The 17,698-nt window shown below is 65.8% G+C and carries 19 protein-coding genes, 1 other RNA gene and 2 pseudogenes; 14 read left to right on the top strand and 8 right to left on the bottom strand.

Annotated features, from left to right (window positions below):
* Positions 1-24 precede the first annotated feature (24 nt).
* The 3 genes from F622_RS0105455 (at position 25) to F622_RS14105 (ending at position 1,261) form a co-directional block, all read left to right on the top strand.
* Entirely contained in the window at positions 25-693 is a 669-nt protein-coding gene (locus F622_RS0105455; protein ID WP_018650401.1) for a DUF6064 family protein, read from the top strand.
* 70 nt (positions 694-763) lie between these two features.
* Complete coding sequence (locus F622_RS0105450; protein ID WP_018167919.1) at positions 764-1,036, top strand: cupin domain-containing protein; 273 nt, start codon at positions 764-766, stop codon at positions 1,034-1,036.
* Between the two features lie 75 nt (positions 1,037-1,111).
* Entirely contained in the window at positions 1,112-1,261 is a 150-nt protein-coding gene (locus tag F622_RS14105) for a hypothetical protein (protein ID WP_018176472.1), read from the top strand.
* Here F622_RS14105 and F622_RS14285 read toward each other — a convergent pair.
* Positions 1,262-1,462, bottom strand: a pseudogene (locus tag F622_RS14285) (hypothetical protein); the annotation flags it as partial.
* A gap of 84 nt (positions 1,463-1,546) precedes the next feature.
* On the opposite strand from F622_RS14285, the gene F622_RS13380 reads away from it, so the two are divergent.
* The gene (locus tag F622_RS13380) at positions 1,547-1,675 is read left to right on the top strand and encodes a type II toxin-antitoxin system RelE/ParE family toxin (protein WP_018176471.1); all 129 of its coding nucleotides are present in this window, start codon (positions 1,547-1,549) and stop codon (positions 1,673-1,675) included.
* Positions 1,676-1,694: 19 nt separating this feature from the next.
* The gene (locus tag F622_RS0105435; RefSeq protein WP_018176470.1) at positions 1,695-1,973 is read left to right on the top strand and encodes a HigA family addiction module antitoxin; all 279 of its coding nucleotides are present in this window, start codon (positions 1,695-1,697) and stop codon (positions 1,971-1,973) included.
* A gap of 102 nt (positions 1,974-2,075) precedes the next feature.
* Here the strand turns inward: F622_RS0105435 and F622_RS0105430 are convergent, their stop codons facing one another.
* The 6 genes from F622_RS0105430 to F622_RS0105410 form a co-directional block, all read right to left on the bottom strand.
* Positions 2,076-2,753 carry a glutathione S-transferase family protein gene (locus tag F622_RS0105430; RefSeq protein WP_018176469.1) on the bottom strand — a complete coding sequence of 226 codons (678 nt, stop codon included), beginning with the start codon at positions 2,751-2,753 and terminating at the stop codon, positions 2,076-2,078.
* A gap of 4 nt (positions 2,754-2,757) precedes the next feature.
* On the bottom strand, positions 2,758-3,222 hold the full coding sequence (locus F622_RS0105425; RefSeq protein ID WP_018176468.1) for an EVE domain-containing protein: 465 nt from the start codon (positions 3,220-3,222) through the stop codon (positions 2,758-2,760).
* Positions 3,223-3,253: 31 nt separating this feature from the next.
* Entirely contained in the window at positions 3,254-3,901 is a 648-nt protein-coding gene (locus F622_RS0105420; protein WP_019571468.1) for a 5-formyltetrahydrofolate cyclo-ligase, read from the bottom strand.
* Positions 3,902-3,931: 30 nt separating this feature from the next.
* Positions 3,932-4,117: non-coding RNA, 6S RNA (gene ssrS / locus F622_RS13750), on the bottom strand.
* A 74-nt stretch (positions 4,118-4,191) separates the two neighbouring features.
* Positions 4,192-4,626, bottom strand: a complete 435-nt coding sequence (locus F622_RS0105415) for a rhodanese-like domain-containing protein (protein ID WP_018937960.1) — start codon at positions 4,624-4,626, stop codon at positions 4,192-4,194.
* A gap of 45 nt (positions 4,627-4,671) precedes the next feature.
* On the bottom strand, positions 4,672-5,178 hold the full coding sequence (locus F622_RS0105410; RefSeq protein ID WP_018167912.1) for a heme-binding protein: 507 nt from the start codon (positions 5,176-5,178) through the stop codon (positions 4,672-4,674).
* A 148-nt stretch (positions 5,179-5,326) separates the two neighbouring features.
* Between F622_RS0105410 and aroC the strand changes: the two genes are divergently transcribed.
* The 7 genes and pseudogenes from aroC (at position 5,327) to greA (ending at position 14,595) form a co-directional block, all read left to right on the top strand.
* On the top strand, positions 5,327-6,430 hold the full coding sequence (gene aroC, locus F622_RS0105405; protein ID WP_018176466.1) for a chorismate synthase: 1,104 nt from the start codon (positions 5,327-5,329) through the stop codon (positions 6,428-6,430).
* Positions 6,431-6,474: 44 nt separating this feature from the next.
* Positions 6,475-7,638: an MFS transporter gene (locus F622_RS0105400; RefSeq protein ID WP_018176465.1), complete on the top strand. Its 1,164-nt coding sequence runs from the start codon at positions 6,475-6,477 to the stop codon at positions 7,636-7,638.
* Positions 7,639-7,709: 71 nt separating this feature from the next.
* Positions 7,710-8,504: a 4-hydroxy-tetrahydrodipicolinate reductase gene (gene dapB / locus F622_RS0105395; RefSeq protein WP_018146247.1), complete on the top strand. Its 795-nt coding sequence runs from the start codon at positions 7,710-7,712 to the stop codon at positions 8,502-8,504.
* A 411-nt stretch (positions 8,505-8,915) separates the two neighbouring features.
* A pseudogene (locus F622_RS14190) lies at positions 8,916-9,173 on the top strand (hypothetical protein).
* A 518-nt stretch (positions 9,174-9,691) separates the two neighbouring features.
* Positions 9,692-10,825, top strand: a complete 1,134-nt coding sequence (gene carA / locus F622_RS0105390; RefSeq protein WP_018176464.1) for a glutamine-hydrolyzing carbamoyl-phosphate synthase small subunit — start codon at positions 9,692-9,694, stop codon at positions 10,823-10,825.
* Between the two features lie 60 nt (positions 10,826-10,885).
* Positions 10,886-14,119, top strand: coding sequence for a carbamoyl-phosphate synthase large subunit (gene carB / locus F622_RS0105385; protein ID WP_018146245.1), 3,234 nt, complete (start codon positions 10,886-10,888; stop codon positions 14,117-14,119).
* On the top strand, positions 14,116-14,595 hold the full coding sequence (greA, locus tag F622_RS0105380) for a transcription elongation factor GreA (protein ID WP_018146244.1): 480 nt from the start codon (positions 14,116-14,118) through the stop codon (positions 14,593-14,595). Before carB ends, greA begins: the two co-directional genes overlap by 4 nt.
* Before the next feature lie 49 nt (positions 14,596-14,644).
* Here greA and yhbY read toward each other — a convergent pair whose 3' ends face one another.
* Positions 14,645-14,944 (bottom strand): ribosome assembly RNA-binding protein YhbY, encoded by a 300-nt coding sequence (yhbY, locus tag F622_RS0105375; RefSeq protein WP_018146243.1) that lies wholly within the window; start codon positions 14,942-14,944, stop codon positions 14,645-14,647.
* A 68-nt stretch (positions 14,945-15,012) separates the two neighbouring features.
* On the opposite strand from yhbY, the gene rlmE reads away from it, so the two are divergent.
* Both rlmE and ftsH read left to right on the top strand, forming a co-directional pair.
* Complete coding sequence (gene rlmE, locus F622_RS0105370; protein ID WP_018167907.1) at positions 15,013-15,639, top strand: 23S rRNA (uridine(2552)-2'-O)-methyltransferase RlmE; 627 nt, start codon at positions 15,013-15,015, stop codon at positions 15,637-15,639.
* A gap of 43 nt (positions 15,640-15,682) precedes the next feature.
* Positions 15,683-17,662 (top strand): ATP-dependent zinc metalloprotease FtsH, encoded by a 1,980-nt coding sequence (gene ftsH, locus F622_RS0105365; RefSeq protein ID WP_018146241.1) that lies wholly within the window; start codon positions 15,683-15,685, stop codon positions 17,660-17,662.
* The last annotated feature ends 36 nt before the right edge of the window (positions 17,663-17,698 follow it).

Raw genomic sequence — 17,698 nt, 5'->3', positions numbered from 1 at the left:
AATCCTTGCGACCGGGGAGCCGACATGCTGCCGTTTGAGGCCTCGACCTGGCTGGCGATCCTGGGCCAGTACAACACCGCGATCTGGCCCCTGCACGGGATCGGCGCACTGCTCGCACTGGTGGCTGTGGGGCTGGTGGTTCCGGGTTCGCGTGCGGCTGGCCGTGTCATTGGCCTGTTGCTGGGCGTGCTGTGGATCTGGACCGGGGTGGCCTTCTTCGGCGGTTCGCTGGCGCCGTTCCACTTCGCCGCCGAATGGCTGGCCGGAGTGTTCGTGGCCCAGGGCCTGATGCTGGTGTTCGCGCTGACCCTGATGGGCCAGGCCCGCTTCGGCTGGCCCGGCCGGCTGGGGGGAGGGGCCGCGATGGTGCTGATCGCCCATGCCTTCGTGGGGTACCCACTTCTGGACGCCGCGCTGGCCGAAACGCCCTGGACGCAGCTGCAATATGTCGGCGTGGTCCCGGGACCGGTGATGCTGCTGACCCTGGGGATGCTTTTGCTGGTGCCGTCGCGTCCGCCCCTGGTGCTGGCGATCATCCCGCTGCTGTGGGCGCTGGTCACCGGCTACATGGCCTGGGGCCTTGGCCAGTGGCTGGAATTCCTGCCGGCCGCCCTCGGCGTGGGGGCGTTCGTGCTCCTGCTGCTGCGGCGCTTCGGAGGTGCGGCTCGGGCAGGCCCGCGCCCGGGTGTTTGACCGGGCCGCCGGTTGGTCTGCGAACGCGTTGGGTTTAGGCTCGCGTGCTCTCGGTATTGAGGAGGCTGTCATGTCCATCGAAGTGATTCATCGCCCGGACCACGACCACCTGGAACGCCTGGGGGTGTTCGACTGGCCGGTCTGGGAGAAGGAGATCTCGACCTTCCCCTGGCACTACGACGAGCGCGAGGTCTGCTACATCCTGGAAGGCCAGGTCACGGTGACCCCGGACGGCGGCGAGCCGGTCACGGTCGGCGAGGGCGACCTGGTCACCTTCCCCGAGGGCATGGACTGCACCTGGGAGATCCACCGCGACATCCGCAAGCACTACCGCTTTGGCTGAGCCGCTTGTCAGTGGATTGCATTGACCACCGTAACGTTACGGATTACAGTCGAAGTTGCGTGCCAAGGAAGGCCGATGATCAGGAAGATTCGTCACAAGGGACTAAAACGCTTGTATGCGAGCGGCGATCGCCGTGGGTTGCCGGCGGACCATGTGGAAGACCTGGAAGACATTCTCGCGCTGCTGGATGCAGCGACCCATCCCGGACAGCTAGGGAAACACTGATCAATGTACACGCTCGCGTTGGCACCCCAGGTTTTCCGAGACAAGGCGCGTCGTGCAGCGGGTAGTGGTTCTACCCGCCAGCGGCGCAACGCAGGATCGGGGAACCTGGGGTGCCAACCTCACAAGCCATTGAATGCAAGGGGCTCGGTCGCTTTTGCGCGCGCACGGCGTTGCGGTTCCCTTGTGCAGAGTGACTGCACGGCAGTCGCCGCGCCTTGTTCGCGCGCAAAAGCGACTCGAGCGCGAGTGTGTACATTGATCAGTGTTTCCCTAGATCTCCCGGGCATGGATTTTCATCCGCTGCGTGGGGATCGCGCCGGCTTTTTCTCGGTGCATGTGAACGGCAACTGGGTCGTCACCTTCCCTTTCAGTGGCGACGATGCGGATCAGGTGGATTATGAAGATTACCACTGACCTTCAGGAAGACGCGGCGATGCGGAACCCGCCCCACCCCGGGCGGATCCTGCGCCGGCGTGTGCTGCCGGGGCTGGGTCTTTCGGTGACGGAGTTTGCGCAGCATCTGGGGATGTCCCGCAACGCGGTCTCGCGTGTTCTCAACGAACACGCCGCCATTTCACCGGATTTTGCGGTGCGTCTGGAGAGTGGGGGAATCGGCGAGGCACGCCACTGGCTCACGATGCAGACCAACTACGATCTGGCCCGGGCCGCGGCTCGGGACGAGAATCATATCCGGCGCTTTGCGGCGGCCTGATCGTTGCTGCTCCTTTCGTCGATGTAGCAAGCAGTCCAGTGGGAGCGTGCCTGCGCCAGCGCCTACCGCCGTTTCGCGGCCAAGGCCGCTCCCACATGGTCTTCAGCGGGCGAGCCAGTGGGTGTTGAGGGGGGTGTTGAAGGTCTCCTCGACGCGGCGGAGGTAGTAGAGCATGTCGACCGGCAGGTTGATGCCGTCGTGCATTTGTAGCGGGTAGAGGTCGGCGGCGATCACGCAGTCGGCGATCGACGGGTGGCCGAGGTAGAAGCGGTTGGCGGCCAGGTGCTTGGCCAGTTCCGGCAGGTGGCTCAGCTTGGCGAGCTGGTTGTAGCCGTCGTAGCGGTCGTTGGCCAGCTCCTCCAGCGACAGGCCGAAGCGGTGCTGCACATGCGCCTTGAAATCGGCCAGGGCCTCGGCGCTCTCGCCGATGCCGTGAAAGCCCGGCGCCAGCGGGGCGTAGAGCCGGTCCAGCACGATCTCCACCTTGGCGCGCCAGTCCACCAGGGCCTGCCAGGCGTCCTCGGTGATGACGCCGTCGGAGAGTGGCTCGCCGGTCGGGAACAGGTGGTCGATATCGCGCAGTGCCGTGACCGTGTCGGTGTGCAGCGTACCGTCGTCGGTTTGCAGGATCGGGGACTGGCGGGCCACGCCCAGTTCGAAGAAGGTCTCGTCGTCGAACCAGTCCAGCGCGCGGGTCTCCAGCGCGACACCCTTGTAGCCGCAGGCCAGGCGCAGGCGGTCGGCCTTCGCATCGTGCGGGAAGTGGTAGAGCGTGGCCACGCGGTTACTTCCCGCGCTGGGCGTGGCTCAGGATGAAGTCCCACTGGTCCTGGGTGATGGGCATTACCGACAACCGGTTGCCGCGGCGCACCAGCGGGCAGTCCTCGAGCTGCGGCTGCTGCTTCAGCCAGTCGAGGGTGATGATGTCGCCGAATTTTTCCTCGAAGGCGACGTCCACGCGCAGCCAGCGCGGGTTGTCCGGGTCGCTCTTTGGGTCGTAGTGCGGGTCTTCGGGGTCGAAGGCGCAGGTGTCCGGATAGGCCTCTTTCTCGATGCGCAGGATGCCGACGATGCCCGGCGGCTTGGCGTTGGAGTGGTAGAAGAAGGCGAGATCGCCTTTCTTCATCTCGTCGCGCATCATGTTGCGCACCTGGTAGTTGCGGATGCCGTCCCACGGCTCCACGCCGACGCGTTCCAGGTCGTCGATGCTGAACTCGTCGGGCTCGGACTTCATCAGCCAGTAGGCCATGCGGGCTCCTCGTGCCAAATAAGGGGTGTGGTCAGGTGTGCGTATTGTGCCGCGCGCGGTCTGGAAGCGCATGCCAGCCCTGTTCTGTGACAACGCCATCCAGCGGGACGTCCCAGGGCTGTGTGGGCAGCGCCGGGACGCCCTGCAGCGAGTGGGCCACGCCGATCAGTTTCGGCCGGCGGATGCCGAAGCGGCGCCGGGCGAAGTAGCGATCGTAGTAGCCCGCGCCCATGCCCATGCGGTTGCCGGCAGTGTCAAAGGCCACCAGCGGCATCAGCACCACCTGCATCTCGCGGCGCCAGATGCGCGGGGCGTCCGGACAGGGCTCGGCGATGCCGAAGCCGTTGTGGCAAAGCGGCTCATCCGGGGCCCAGGTGTGGAAATGCATGTGCCCGGGGCGTTTGTCGTCCATCACCGGCAGGGCGATGCGGGTGCCGCGCCGGGCCAGGGCGACGGTCAGTGGGGTCAGGTCGACCTCGCCGCGCAGGCCGCGATAGGCGCCGACACAATGCGGCTTCCAGCGCTCGAACCAGCGCAGCAGGTGTCCGCAAATGGCGGCAGAGTGGTGGTCGAGCTGGGAATCCGACAAAGCCGCCCGCGCGCGGCGCAGGCGCAGACGCAGGGCACGCAGATCGTCGGGCGATAGCGAATCTTGAACGGAGTCGGTTTCCGCAGGCATAAAGGAAATCGGGATCAATAAAGAAGTGGACGCGCCCCGCAGGCGCCGGCGTGGCCCTTGACCTTGAACCTAGGGCTCAGGTGGGAGAAGTCTCCGGATCTTTAGGCTTTCCGCTCGAAGACGGACATGCACAGCGAAACGGAAGTACTCGGTCCCGTGGTGAAAAATTAAGGCTCAAGGGTACCACCGGGCCACAATCGAACGCCGCAGTGACGCGTCCGAGTTCATTATGAACCAAACCCCCCGGGGTGCGCGCAACCCCCGTGGCTGTAGGGGATCCGTCGCGGGCCTCAGCACTGCTCCCAGGGCAGGCCGTGGTAGCGCCAGCCGCTGCGGGTGGAGCGCTGGTGGTTCTCGTCCAGTGGTCCTTCGAAGCCCTCGTCCACCGAGAAGACATGCTCGATGCCGGCGTCCACCAGGGCCTGCCCGGCGTCCAGCGTGCGCTTGCCGCTGCGGCAGATCAGGTACAGGGCCGGTGCTTCTTCGCTGTGATCGCTGACGCCGCCCAGCAGCAGCTTGCGCACCTGCGGCACGAACTGTGGGTTCACGGTCCAGTCGGGTTCGTCGATCCACGGGATGTGGATGGAGCCGGTCGGATGGCCGACGAACAGATACTCCATGGTCGAGCGGACGTCGATCAGCAGGTCGCGCGGGCGTGCCTGCAGACGCTCGTAGGTCTCCACCGGCGAGATGCGTTTCGGGGCGGGGCGGGGGGTGTCGGTCATGGTGTTTTCCTGGGGGCGGGCGCCGTTCCCTGGCACCCGCAATGCTTACATGGCGAAGTCGAGGCGTTCCTGGACCCGGTCGATCCCGGCCTGGGCGCATTCCTCGTCGAGATCGCCGCCGGGCGCACCGGACACGCCGACCGCTCCGAGCATGCTGCCGGCCGCTTCGATTGGCAGGCCGCCGGCCAGCATGATGATGCCATCCACGTGGTTCATCTCCATGCGGATGTCTTCGCGGTTGTCGCGGAAGTTGGCGGAGGTGGTGCCGGACATGGTCACGGCCCGGGCCTTATCGCCGGCAATCTGGATGGTCTGCACGCCGGCCATGCGGTCACGCAGGACCACCTGGTCGTTGCCGGCGCGATCAACCACGACCACCGCGGTCTGGTGGCCCATCTCGCGGCAGGCCTCGACGGCGCCCATGGCGATGTCGTTGGCCAGTTCAAGGGTCATGAAGCGCTGGGTATAGACATCGGCCTGGGCGCTGCTGGCGAGGCCGAGGCACAGGGCCGCGGCGGTGCCGGTCACCAGGCGGGTCAGGGAATTCGTCATGGGTTCCTCCTTTCTGGTTATGGGTGCTGCACGTCGATCATGGCAGATAGGGGACGTGGTTGCCGAGCGTGCCATTCCGCCCGTCGCCGACCGGCCGCGGGGTGGGGGAACAGGCGACAGCCGGCGCGGCCGCGGATACACTACGCGCATGTCGGGAAACAGCTTTGGGCGACTGTTCGTCGTCAGTACCTTTGGTGAAAGTCACGGGCCGGCCCTGGGCGCGGTGGTGGACGGTTGTCCGCCCGGTCTGGAGCTTTGCGAGGCGGATCTGCAGTTTGACCTGGATCGCCGCCGGCCGGGCCAGTCGCGCCACACCACCCAGCGTCGCGAGCCGGATCAGGTCCGTATTCTGTCGGGGGTGTTCGAGGGGCGTACCACGGGTACGCCGATCGGGCTGCTGATCGAGAACGTCGATCAGCGCTCCAAGGATTACGGCGACATCCAGGACCGCTTCCGCCCGGGGCATGCGGACTACACCTATCACCAGAAATACGGCGTGCGTGATTACCGCGGCGGCGGGCGCAGTTCTGCGCGCGAGACCGCGCTGCGGGTGGCGGCCGGCGGCATCGCGCGGCGCTATCTCGAGCAGCGCTACGGGATCACCATCCGCGGTTGGTTGTCGCAGCTCGGCCCGATCGAGCTGGAGCCGAAGCAGCCGGAGATCGCGAACGACAACCCGTTCTTCTCCCCCGACCCGGACAAGGTCGCGGAACTGGAGGAGTACATGGACGCCCTGCGCAAGTCGGGCGATTCCATCGGGGCACGGGTGACGGTCGAGGCGACCGGGGTGCCGGCCGGCTGGGGCGAGCCGGTGTTCGACCGCCTGGACGCCGACCTGGCGCACGCGCTGATGAGCATCAACGCGGTGAAGGGCGTGGAGATCGGCGCGGGTTTCGAATCCGTGACCCAGCGCGGCACCGAGCACCGCGACGAGATCACCCCCGAGGGCTTTCTGTCCAACCACGCCGGCGGCGTGCTGGGCGGGATCAGCACCGGTCAGGCGGTGCAGGCCAGCATTGCCATGAAGCCGACGTCCAGCATCCGTCTGCCCGGGCGCAGCATCAACACCGCCGGCGAGCCGGTGGAGGTGATCACCAAGGGGCGGCACGACCCCTGCGTGGGCATCCGCGCGACCCCGATCGCCGAGGCGATGATGGCGCTGGTGCTGATGGACCACGCCCTGCGTCACCGTGCGCAGAACGCCGATGTCCCGGACTCGGGGCTGGAGCTGCGCGACCATCCCGGCGAATGACGCGGCCTACGGCCGTGTCGTCCTGATCGTGTAGCGGTCCCCTCATGGCAGTGACGCAGAACGCGCGCCTGTCCGCGGTCTATTTCTTCTATTTCGCCAGCCTCGGCGCCTTCATGCCGTTCTGGGGGCCGTACCTCTCCGAGGAGGGGTTCAGCGGCGCCCAGATCGGCGAGCTGATGGCGATCGTGCTGGCGACCAAGATCATTGCGCCCAACGTCTGGGGCTGGCTGGCGGATCGCGCCGGCGCGCACATGCCGATCGCCCGCTGGGGCGCGCTGGGCGGGGCGGTCGCCTTCACCGGCGTGCTGCTGTACACCGGGTATTGGTGGCTGGCCGTGGTGATGGCGGCCTACAGCTTCTTCTGGAACGCGATCCTGCCGCAGTTCGAGGCGGCCACCATGCGGTCGCTGGGGCGGGATGCGCATCGCTACGCGTTGGTCCGGCTGTGGGGCTCGGTCGGCTTCATCGTCGCGGTGGCGGTGCTGGGCTGGGCCTTCGACCGGATCGCCGTGGCCTGGCTGCCGTGGATCGTGCTGGCGGTGCTGATCGCGGTGGTGGCGGCGTCGCAGTTCGTGCGCGAGCCGGCGCGCAACCTCGACGAGGATAATAACGCCCCGCCCCTGCTAACCGTGCTGCGCCGCCCCGAGGTGATCGCGCTGTTTGTGGCCTGCTTCTTCATGCAGGCGAGCCACGGGCCGTACTACGCCTTCTTTACCCTGTACCTGGAACAGGCCGGCTACTCGCGCTCCGTAGCCGGGCAGCTGTGGGCGCTGGGGGTGGCGGCGGAGGTGGTGCTGTTCCTGTTGATGCCGCGGCTGATCCTGCGTTTCGGCGCCTGGTTGTTGGTGTCGGCGGCGCTGGTGCTGACGACGCTGCGCTGGGGGCTGCTGGCGGCGGTCCCGGATTCGTTGCCGATGCTGCTGTTCATTCAGATCCTGCATGCGGCCAGCTACGGGGTGTACCACGCGGCGGCGATCTCGCTGATCCACTATTTCTTCCCCGGGCGGTTGCAGGGGCGCGGGCAGGCGCTGTATTCGTCGCTGGCCTTCGGGTTGGGCGGTGCCTCGGGATCCTTGGTGGCCGGCTATCTGTGGGATGGCATCAGCCCAGCCTCGGTGTATGTGTTCGCGGCGTTCCTGGCCGCGGCCGGGGTGATCGCCTCGGTGTATGGCGAATGGCGTTTCCGCACCCCGGTGCGAACCCTGTAACTGGCGTGCCGGGGCAAAGCTTCGTAGGGTGCGCGTAACCCGATGGATCGATAGCACTGGATGGAACAAAGATGATTCGAATTGCGATTGCGGGCGCCGGCGGGCGCATGGGCCAGAACCTGGTGCAGGCGGTGGACGAACACCCCGATGCCCAGCTGGGGGCGGCCAGTGAGCGCCCCGGCAGCGAGACCATCGGTCAGGCGGTGGGCGCGGAGGGCCGGGTGCGCCTGGTCGAGGATCTGGCGACGGTTACCGACGATTTCGATGTGCTGATCGATTTCACCTCGCCGCAGGCGACCATGCAGCACCTGGAGCTGTGTGCGAACGCCGGAAAGGCACTGGTGATCGGCACCACCGGGCTGGATGCGGAGCAGGAGCAGCGCTTGCAGGCGGCGGCAGGGGATCTGCCGATCGTCTATGCGCCGAACATGAGTGTCGGGGTCAATCTGACCTTCAAGCTGGTGGAGCTGGCCGCGCGGGCGCTGGGCGACAGCGTGGATGTGGAGATCCTGGAGGCCCATCACCGGCACAAGGTGGACGCGCCCTCCGGTACCGCGCTGAAGCTCGGGCGTGTGGTCGCGGAGACCCTGGGCCGCGATCTGGAGCAGGACGCCGTCTACGGGCGCGAGGGCCAGACCGGAGCCCGTGACCGGCGCACTATCGGTTTTGCCACGGTGCGCGGCGGCGACATCGTCGGCGAGCACACGACTCTGTTTGCGGGTGATGGCGAGCGTGTGGAGATTACCCACAAGGCCTCCAGTCGCACGGTGTTCGCCTCCGGTGCGGTGCGTGCGGCGGTCTGGCTGGCCGGCGCTGGCAATGGGCTGTTCGACATGCAGGATGTGCTGGGGCTGCGCGACCTCTAGCCGGTAGGGGCTGCGTTTGGCGAAGGCTAGGCCTGGTTCGTCATCCGGTGTTTACGGTGCCTTCGACCGGCCGACAGGCTTGTTGTGGCTGGCCCTGGTTCGGCATCGGGTGTTTACGGTGCTTTCGTCGAGCCGCCTGCCAGGCGCTGACTCGCCAGCGCGCCGCGAGTTACTTCTTTGCTCGTGCAAAGAAGTAACTAAGAAACACGCCCGACTGCCGCGACCCCGGCCCGCTGCGCGGGCCGGGGTTTCCCTCGCTCCGAGGCTTTTCGCGGGCGGCGCTGAACTCGCTACGCTGCGCTTCGCTCAGACATCCAGCGCCTTGAATCCCGCGAAAAGCCTCTCCACTCGGCGCGACGACAACGGGGAGGTAAGTCAAAACAACGGCTATCCCAGCGTTGTTGCCAATGGATGATGGCTAGGTCTTCATACATCTTCGGCACGCGCGGCCTTCGGCCATGGCGTGCCGCGCCCGCGTGGCGGGCGCCGGGGGCGTAGGATGCGGATGAGCGAAGCGAATCGCATCAGGGTTTCGCACGGCGTGGGAGATGGTGCGTTTCGCTGGGCTCAACCGCACCCTACGAGATGCCGTCTGTTTTGACCTTCCCCTCCCGTATGGAGCCCCTTGCGGAAGGGTGCTCGGGCCGGGAGAAGGCGCTGGATGTCTGAGCGGAGCCGCAGGCGCAGCGAGTTCAGCGCCGCAGGCCCGAGGGCCCTGGAGCAAGGTTCCCGGGCGGAATCCGGGTGCGCCTCGAAGGGTACTTTCTTGGGTAAGCAAGAAAGTACCTCGCGGTGCGCTCGCGAGAGAGCGCCTGGCAGGTGGCGGACCGGAGCCGCCGTAAACACCGAGCGATGAACCAGGGCCAGCCTGAATGGCCAGGCTAGCCACGGAGCATCGGTTTCATACTTGGGCCGGGTAGGCGGTGTTCGGGCCCGGAAAGCGGGCGGCGAGTGGCGGGCGGAGACGCCGGAAGTGGGGATCTCGTTGGACGCCGCGCGCGGCGCTCGCGTACACTTGAAGGCGTAATCGTATCCGTCCTCCGAGCACCGAATCGTTGCCGAAAAAGGGGTTCACACCCCGGTAGAGTGGTGCGGACGAGGGCGGGTCGCAGATCCCGAACGAATCGCAGTACCGCCGCCGGCGAATCGCCTGGCGGCCCCGACCCAGACCACCTGGAGGTCCCCCTGTGTCCGCGCCTGCTCTGCTCGTCCTGGAAGATGGCACTGTGTTTCATGGTCAGGCGATTGGCGCCCTGGGCCAGACGGTTGGCGAGGTGGTGTTCAACACCGCGATGACCGGGTACCAGGAGATCCTCACCGATCCGTCCTATCACCGGCAGATGGTCACGCTGACCTATCCGCATATCGGCAACACCGGAACGAACCCGGAGGACGACGAGTCCTCGCGGGCCCATGCCGCGGGCTTGATTATCCGTGATCTGCCGCCGCTGGTGTCCAACTGGCGCTCGCGCGAGTCGCTGCCGGACTACCTGCTGCGTCATGGCATTGTGGCGATCAGCGGGATCGATACCCGCAAGCTGACCCGCATCCTGCGCGAGAAGGGCGCGCTGAACGGCTGCATTCAGGCCGGCGACGTGGACGAGGCCTCGGCCCTGGCGGCCGCGCGCGAGTTCCCCGGGATCAAGGGCATGGATCTGGCGCGCGAGGTGACCACGCGCAGCCGCTACGAGTGGCTGGAAGGGACCTGGCAGCTGGGCGAGGAGCCGGCGCGGGTCGATGCGAAGGCCGCCGACTATCACGTGGTGGCTTACGACTTTGGCATGAAGCAGAACATCCTGCGCATGCTGGCCGATCGCGGCTGCCGCGTGACCGTGGTCCCGGCCGAGACGCCGGTGGACGAGGTGATGGAGCTGAAGCCCGACGGGGTGTTCCTGTCCAACGGGCCGGGCGATCCCGAGCCCTGCACCTATGCGATCGAGGCGATCCGGGATTTCTGCGAGCGCAAGCTGCCGCTGTTCGGGATCTGCCTGGGGCATCAGTTGCTGGGTATCGCCAGTGGCGGCAAGAGCGTGAAGATGAAGTTCGGCCACCACGGGGCGAACCACCCGATCCGGCACGAGGCCAGCGGGCGAGTGATGATCTCGTCGCAGAACCACGGCTTCGCGATCGACGAGGACAACCTGCCGGAGACGCTGACGCCGACGTACCGGTCGCTGTTCGACGGCACGCTGCAGGGCATCGCCCGCACCGACTGCCCGGCGTTCAGCCTGCAGGGCCACCCCGAGGCGAGCCCGGGGCCGCATGACGTGTCCCCGGCGTTCGACGACTTTGTCGAGATGATGCGCACGGCGCGCAGCTAACGCCTTCCCCCCGATTTTCCGACCGAATTTCCGATTTCGACAGCCTGCGAGAGCCGTCACATGCCCAAGCGTACCGACATCCAGAGCATCCTGATCCTCGGGGCCGGCCCGATCGTGATCGGTCAGGCCTGCGAGTTCGATTACTCCGGCGCCCAGGCCTGCAAGGCCCTGCGCGAGGAGGGCTACCGGGTGATCCTGGTGAACTCCAACCCGGCGACCATCATGACCGACCCCGAGATGGCGGATGCCACCTACATCGAGCCGGTGGACTGGCAGACGGTCGCCCAGATCATCGAGAAGGAGCGCCCGGACGCGGTGCTGCCGACCATGGGCGGGCAGACCGCGCTGAACTGCGCGCTGGACCTGTCCCGGGAAGGCGTGCTGGAGAAGTTCGGAGTGGAAATGATCGGTGCCAACGAGGCGGCGATCGATATGGCCGAGGACCGCGACCACTTCAAGGCGGCGATGGCTGATATCGGCCTGGATACGCCGACCGCGATGCTCGCGCACTCCTGGGAGGAGGCGCAGGAGATCCAGCCGAAGATCGGCTTCCCGGTGATCATCCGGCCGTCGTTCACCCTCGGTGGTTCGGGCGGCGGCATCGCCTACAACCGCGAGGAGTTCGAGTACATCGTCAAGAACGGGATCGATCTCTCGCCGGTGAACCAGGTGCTGCTGGAGGAGTCCGCGCTCGGCTGGAAGGAGTTCGAGATGGAGGTGGTCCGTGACAAGGCGGACAACTGCATCATCATCTGCTCGATCGAGAACCTCGATCCGATGGGCATCCACACCGGCGACTCGATCACCGTGGCCCCGGCGCAGACCCTGACCGACAAGGAATACCAGATCATGCGCGACGCCTCGCTGGCGGTACTGCGCAAGATCGGCGTGGAGACCGGTGGCTCCAACGTGCAGTTCGCGATCAACCCGGAGAACGGGCGCATGATCGTGATCGAGATGAACCCGCGGGTGTCGCGTTCCTCCGCGCTGGCCTCCAAGGCGACCGGCTTCCCGATCGCCAAGGTCGCGGCCAAGCTGGCGGTGGGCTACACCCTCGACGAGCTGAAGAACGACATTACCGGTGGTCTGACCCCGGCCTCGTTCGAGCCGTCCATCGATTACGTGGTCACCAAGATCCCGCGCTTCACCTTCGAGAAGTTCCCGCAGGCGGATGCACGCCTGACCACCCAGATGAAGGCGGTGGGTGAGGCCATGGCCATTGGCCGCACCTTCCAGGAGTCGTTCCAGAAGGCGCTGCGCTCGATGGAGACCGGCATGGACGGCCTCGACGAGCGCATCGATCTGACCGCCGATGACGTGACCGATCAGCTGCGCACGAAGCTCGCCAACCCCAGCCCCGAGCAGGTGCTGTACGTGGCCGATGCCTTCCGTGCGGGTTTCTCGATCCAGGATATCTTCGACCTGACCGCGATCGACCCCTGGTTCCTGGCCCAGATCCAGGAGCTGGTGGACGTCGAGAAGGGCGTGAAGGACCGCATCCTGGGCGAGATCAGCGCCGAGGAGATGTACCGTCTGAAACAGCGCGGATTCTCCGACCTGCGCCTGGCGAAGCTTGTGAACGATACCGAGAAGGCGGTGCGCAAACACCGCCATGGACTGGGCGTGCGCCCGGTGTACAAGCGGGTGGATACCTGTGCGGCCGAGTTCGCGACTACCACGGCCTACATGTACTCCTCGTACGAAGAGGAGAACGAGGCGGATCCCACCGACAAGCAGAAGATCATGGTGCTGGGCGGCGGGCCCAACCGCATCGGTCAGGGCATCGAGTTCGACTACTGCTGCGTGCATGCCGCGCTCGCGATGCGCGAGGACGGGTACGAGACCATCATGGTCAACTGCAACCCGGAGACGGTCTCGACCGATTACGACACCTCGGACCGGCTGTATTTCGAGCCGCTGACGCTGGAGGACGTGCTGGAGGTCGTGGCGACCGAGAAGCCGGCCGGCGTGATCGTGCAGTACGGTGGCCAGACGCCACTGAAGCTCGCGCGGGACCTGGAGGCCGCTGGCGTGCCGATCATCGGCACCAGCCCGGACTCCATCGACCTGGCCGAGGACCGCGAGCGCTTCCAGGCCCTGCTGAACAAGCTGGGGCTCAAGCAGCCGCCGAACCGCACCGCGCGCAGCGAGGAGGAGGCCGAGAAGCTGGCCGAGGAGATCGGCTACCCACTGGTCGTACGTCCGTCCTACGTGCTCGGTGGGCGCGCGATGGAGATCGTGCGCGACCGCGAGGACCTGCGCAGCTACATGAAGAACGCGGTGTCCGTCTCCAATGATGCCCCGGTGCTGCTGGACCGCTTCCTGGATGACGCCATCGAGGTCGACGTCGACGCGATCTCGGATGGCGAGAACGTGATCATCGGCGGGATCATGGAGCACATCGAGCAGGCCGGCGTGCACTCGGGCGACTCCGCCTGTTCCCTGCCGCCGTTCTCGTTGTCCATGGAACTCCAGGACGAGATGGTCGAGCAGGTGCGCAAGATGGCACTGGGCCTGAAGGTCGTCGGCCTGATGAACACCCAGTTTGCGATCAAGGGCGACGATATCTACGTGCTGGAGGTGAATCCACGGGCCTCGCGCACCGTGCCGTACGTCTCCAAGAGCGTCGGACGGCCGCTGGCCAAGATTGCCGCGCGTTGCATGGTCGGGCAGACCTTGCCCGAGCAGGGCGTGGGCGATGCGGTCTATCCGGACTATTATTCGGTGAAGGAATCGGTGTTTCCGTTCGCCAAGTTCCAGGGCGTGGACCCGATCCTGGGGCCGGAGATGAAATCCACTGGCGAGGTGATGGGGGTCGGGCGCAGTTTTGCCGAGGCGTTCGCCAAGAGCCAGCTGGGAGCGGGCGTACTGTTGCCGTCCACCGGCAAGGCCTTCGTGTCGGTGCGCGAGATCGACAAGCCGCACGTGGCGGAAGTGGCCCGGCGCCTGGTGGAGTTGGGCTTCGAGGTCCTGGCGACGCGTGGCACGGCGAACGTGCTGGAGGAAGCCGGCATTCAGGTGACGCGCGTGAACAAGGTCACCGAGGGTCGCCCGCACATCGTGGACATGATCAAGAACGACGAGATCAGCTTCATCATCAATACCGTGGAGGGGAAGCAGTCGACCTCCGACTCCTACACCATTCGCCGCGAGGCGTTGATGCACAAGGTGGGCTATACCACCACGATCGCCGGGGCCAAGGCCACCGTACAGGCCCTGGATCACCTGGGGGCGAATGACGTCTTCCGGCTGCAGGACCTCCACCAGGAAAATCTCGGAGGGAAAAGCGCATGAACAAGACGCCCTTGACCGTGACTGGCGCGGAAAAGATGAAGGAAGAGCTGAAGAAGCTGAAGGGCGAGGATCGCCCGCGCGTGGTCAACGCGATCTCCGATGCGCGCGAGCACGGCGACCTCAAGGAGAATGCCGAGTACCACGCGGCACGCGAACAGCAGAGCTTCATCGAGGGCCGCATCCGCGAGCTGGAGTCGAAGCTCTCCAACGCCCAGATCATCGACGTGGCCACCCTGCCGCAGACCGGCAAGGTGGTGTTCGGGACCACCGTGGTGCTGGAGGCGACTGCGGACGGGCGCCAGGTCACCTACAAGATCGTTGGTGACGACGAGGCCGATATCAAGAACAACATGATCTCGGTGTCTTCGCCGATTGCGCGGGCGCTGATCGGCAAGGAAGAAGGCGACGTCGTGACCGTGCAGGCCCCGGGCGGGGAGACGGAATACGAGATCCTGGAGGTTCGCTACGTCAACTGATGACGCGGCGGGTCCCGGTCGCGCTCAGGGGCGCAACCGGGCGGTGGGGTCAGGCCGGGTCCAGGGAGACCTTCGGGTCATCCGGGTTGCGGCGGAACAGGGTGGCGACATAGCCGACGCGTTGCACTCGCGCGGCGCCGGTGCGTTCACAGAGCTCTTCCACGGTGCCGTTGCGGACCTCGCGGTCGCCGATGTTCACCTTGATCTTGACCAGCTCGTGGTGGGTCAGCGCCAGCTCCAGCTCCGCCAGTACGGCATCAGTCAGCCCATTGCGGCCAATGGTCACGATGGGCTTGCGCGGATGGGCGAGGCTGCGCAGATGGCGGCGTTGCGCGTCGGTCAGATTCACAGGAGGCCATTTTTCAGTGTTTAAACATCAAAATTGTAGCATGCCGTCCGCAGCTGCGAGGCCGCTCAATGCCCAAGCGTAGCCGCTCCAGTCAGCGCTGGTTGAAGGAGCATTTCGACGATCCCTACGTCCAGCGGGCCCAGCAGGAGGGTTACCGCGGGCGGGCGGTGTACAAGCTGCAGGAGATCGATGAGCGCGACCGGTTGCTGAAACCCGGCATGCGCGTGGTGGACCTCGGCGCGGCACCGGGCGGCTGGACGCAGTACGCCGCTCGGAAGATTGGCCGCAAGGGCGTGCTGATTGCCACGGACATCTTGCCGATGGACCCGGTGCCGGGCGCGGAGATCGTCACCGGCGACTTCCGCGAGGACGCCGTGCTGGACGCGATACTTGCCCTGGTGGGCGATGAGCGTGCCGATCTTGTGCTTTCCGACATGGCCCCCAACCTGACCGGGACGGGTGCGGTGGATCTGCCGCGTTCGATCCATCTTTGTGAACTGGCGCTGGACTTGGCGACACGCATTCTGAACCCCGGGGGCGCATTTCTGGTCAAGCTGTTTCAGGGTGAAGGTTCTGATGCCTATCTGGCCGAGGTGCGTCGGCGGTTCGGCTCGGTAAAGGTGCGCAAGCCGAAGGCATCGCGGCCACGGTCACGCGAAGTGTACGTATTGGCGCGTGAGCCCCGGGATGTGTAAAGCTGCCAAAAGCTAACGATTAAATGTTCTTCGAGGTGTCGTTTTGAACGGTCTGGCCAAGAATCTGATCATCTGGGCGGTAATTGCCGTCGTCCTGATGTCCGTCTTCAACAACTTCGGCCCGCAGCAGCAGACGCAGGATGTTCGGAGCATTACGTACTCCGAGTTCATCCGCGACGTGCAGGGCGGTCGCGTGGACAACGTGACCATCAAGGGTGAGAAGATCGAGGGTACGACGATCGAGGGCCAGGCGTTTACCACGGTGAACCCGAACGACCCCGGTCTGATCGGCGACCTGCTGCAGAACAACGTGGAGCTGAACGCCCACGAGGAAGCCGAGCGCTCCCTGCTGATGAGCATCCTGATCAGCTGGTTCCCGATCCTGTTGCTGATCGCCGTGTGGATCTACTTCATGCGCCAGATGCAGGGCGGTGGTGCCGGTGGCAAGGGCGCGATGTCCTTCGGCAAGTCCAAGGCCAAGCTGATGTCCGAGGACCAGGTCAAGGTCAGCTTCAATGACGTGGCCGGCTGCGACGAGGCCAAGGAGGAGGTGACCGAGCTGGTCGACTTCCTGCGCGACCCGTCCAAGTTCCAGAAGCTGGGTGGCCAGATTCCGCGCGGCGTGCTGATGGTCGGCTCTCCGGGTACCGGCAAGACGCTGCTGGCCAAGGCGATTGCCGGCGAGGCCAAGGTGCCGTTCTTCAGCATCTCCGGTTCCGATTTCGTCGAGATGTTCGTTGGCGTGGGCGCCTCGCGCGTGCGCGACATGTTCGCCGAGGCCAAGAAGCACGCCCCCTGCATCATCTTCATCGACGAGATCGACGCGGTCGGTCGCCAGCGTGGTGCCGGCATGGGCGGCGGTCACGACGAGCGTGAGCAGACCCTGAACCAGCTGCTGGTCGAGATGGACGGCTTCGAGGGCACCGAGGGGGTTATCGTGATTGCCGCGACCAACCGTCCGGACGTGCTTGACCCGGCGCTGCTCCGCCCGGGTCGCTTCGACCGCCAGGTGGTGGTGCCGCCGCCGGACGTACGCGGTCGCGAGCAGATCCTCAAGGTGCATATGAAGAAAACGCCGATCTCCGACGACGTGCGTCCGGATCTGATCGCGCGCGGCACGCCGGGTTTCTCCGGCGCGGATCTGGCCAACCTGGTCAACGAGGCGGCGTTGTTTGCGGCGCGCTCCAACAAGCGCCTGGTGGACATGTCCGACTTCGAGCGCGCCAAGGACAAGATCATGATGGGCGCCGAGCGCAAGTCCATGGTGATGTCCGAGGACGAGAAGAAGCTGACCGCCTACCATGAGGCCGGCCACGCGATTGTTGGCCTGACGGTGCCGGAGCACGACCCGGTCTACAAGGTCAGCATCATCCCGCGTGGGCGGGCCCTGGGCGTGACCATGTTCCTGCCCGAGGAGGACCGCTACAGCCACTCGAAGACGCGTCTGGAGAGTCAGCTGGCGAGCCTGTTTGGCGGGCGTCTGGCAGAAGAGATTATCTTCGGCAATGACAAGGTGACCACCGGAGCCTCGAACGATATCGAGCGCGCCACTCAGATCGCCCGCAACATGGTCACCAAGTGGGGCCTGTCGGAAAAGCTCGGCCCGCTGGATTACGGTGAGGAAGAAGGGCATCCGTTCCTGGGTGGGCAAATGGGCAAGTCGAAGCCGATGTCCGACGACACTGCGCGCCAGATCGATGCCGAGGTCCGTCACATCATCGATGCGAACTACCAGCATGCGAAGCAGATCCTGGTCGACAATATCGATACGCTGCACGCGATGGCGCGGGCACTGATGAAATACGAGACCATCGACGACAAGCAGATCGCGGACATCATGGCCGGGCGCGAGCCCCGCGAGCCGGCGGATTGGGATAGCGGCGGCGGTTCCGGTGGCTCGGCGCAGGCCAGCGACGAGGCCGAGGGTGGTGCCTCGGATGCCGATGGTGACGCCAAGGACGGCTCCGATGGTCGGGGTGACGATGACAAGGGTGTGGTCGGCGGTCCTGCGCCGCAGTCCTGATCCGTCCACTTCGTGACCGGGCTTGGGTCCGGTCGC

The sequence above is a fragment of the Thioalkalivibrio sp. ALMg3 genome, from assembly GCF_000381225.1.
In the GTDB taxonomy this organism is placed as follows: Bacteria; Pseudomonadota; Gammaproteobacteria; order Ectothiorhodospirales; family Ectothiorhodospiraceae; genus Thioalkalivibrio; species Thioalkalivibrio versutus.
The sequence above is the reverse complement of the archived record's forward strand: the minus strand, read 5'-3'. Positions and strand labels throughout refer to the sequence as shown.

Bases quoted from the DNA above. Each gene is read 5' to 3' on its own strand.
- F622_RS14105 (WP_018176472.1), top strand. From the start codon at position 1,112: ATGATCAGGAAGATTCGTCACAAGGGACTAAAACGCTTGTATGCGAGC.
- F622_RS0105435 (WP_018176470.1), top strand. From the start codon at position 1,695: ATGCGGAACCCGCCCCACCCCGGGCGGATCCTGCGCCGGCGTGTGCTG.
- greA (WP_018146244.1), top strand. From the start codon at position 14,116: ATGAACAAGACGCCCTTGACCGTGACTGGCGCGGAAAAGATGAAGGAA.
- F622_RS0105450 (WP_018167919.1), top strand. From the start codon at position 764: ATGTCCATCGAAGTGATTCATCGCCCGGACCACGACCACCTGGAACGC.
- F622_RS0105400 (WP_018176465.1), top strand. From the start codon at position 6,475: ATGGCAGTGACGCAGAACGCGCGCCTGTCCGCGGTCTATTTCTTCTAT.
- carB (WP_018146245.1), top strand. From the start codon at position 10,886: ATGCCCAAGCGTACCGACATCCAGAGCATCCTGATCCTCGGGGCCGGC.
- aroC (WP_018176466.1), top strand. From the start codon at position 5,327: ATGTCGGGAAACAGCTTTGGGCGACTGTTCGTCGTCAGTACCTTTGGT.
- dapB (WP_018146247.1), top strand. From the start codon at position 7,710: ATGATTCGAATTGCGATTGCGGGCGCCGGCGGGCGCATGGGCCAGAAC.
- F622_RS0105420 (WP_019571468.1), bottom strand. From the start codon at position 3,901: ATGCCTGCGGAAACCGACTCCGTTCAAGATTCGCTATCGCCCGACGAT.
- F622_RS0105410 (WP_018167912.1), bottom strand. From the start codon at position 5,178: ATGACGAATTCCCTGACCCGCCTGGTGACCGGCACCGCCGCGGCCCTG.
- F622_RS0105415 (WP_018937960.1), bottom strand. From the start codon at position 4,626: ATGACCGACACCCCCCGCCCCGCCCCGAAACGCATCTCGCCGGTGGAG.
- rlmE (WP_018167907.1), top strand. From the start codon at position 15,013: ATGCCCAAGCGTAGCCGCTCCAGTCAGCGCTGGTTGAAGGAGCATTTC.
- F622_RS0105455 (WP_018650401.1), top strand. From the start codon at position 25: ATGCTGCCGTTTGAGGCCTCGACCTGGCTGGCGATCCTGGGCCAGTAC.
- F622_RS13380 (WP_018176471.1), top strand. From the start codon at position 1,547: ATGGATTTTCATCCGCTGCGTGGGGATCGCGCCGGCTTTTTCTCGGTG.
- F622_RS0105425 (WP_018176468.1), bottom strand. From the start codon at position 3,222: ATGGCCTACTGGCTGATGAAGTCCGAGCCCGACGAGTTCAGCATCGAC.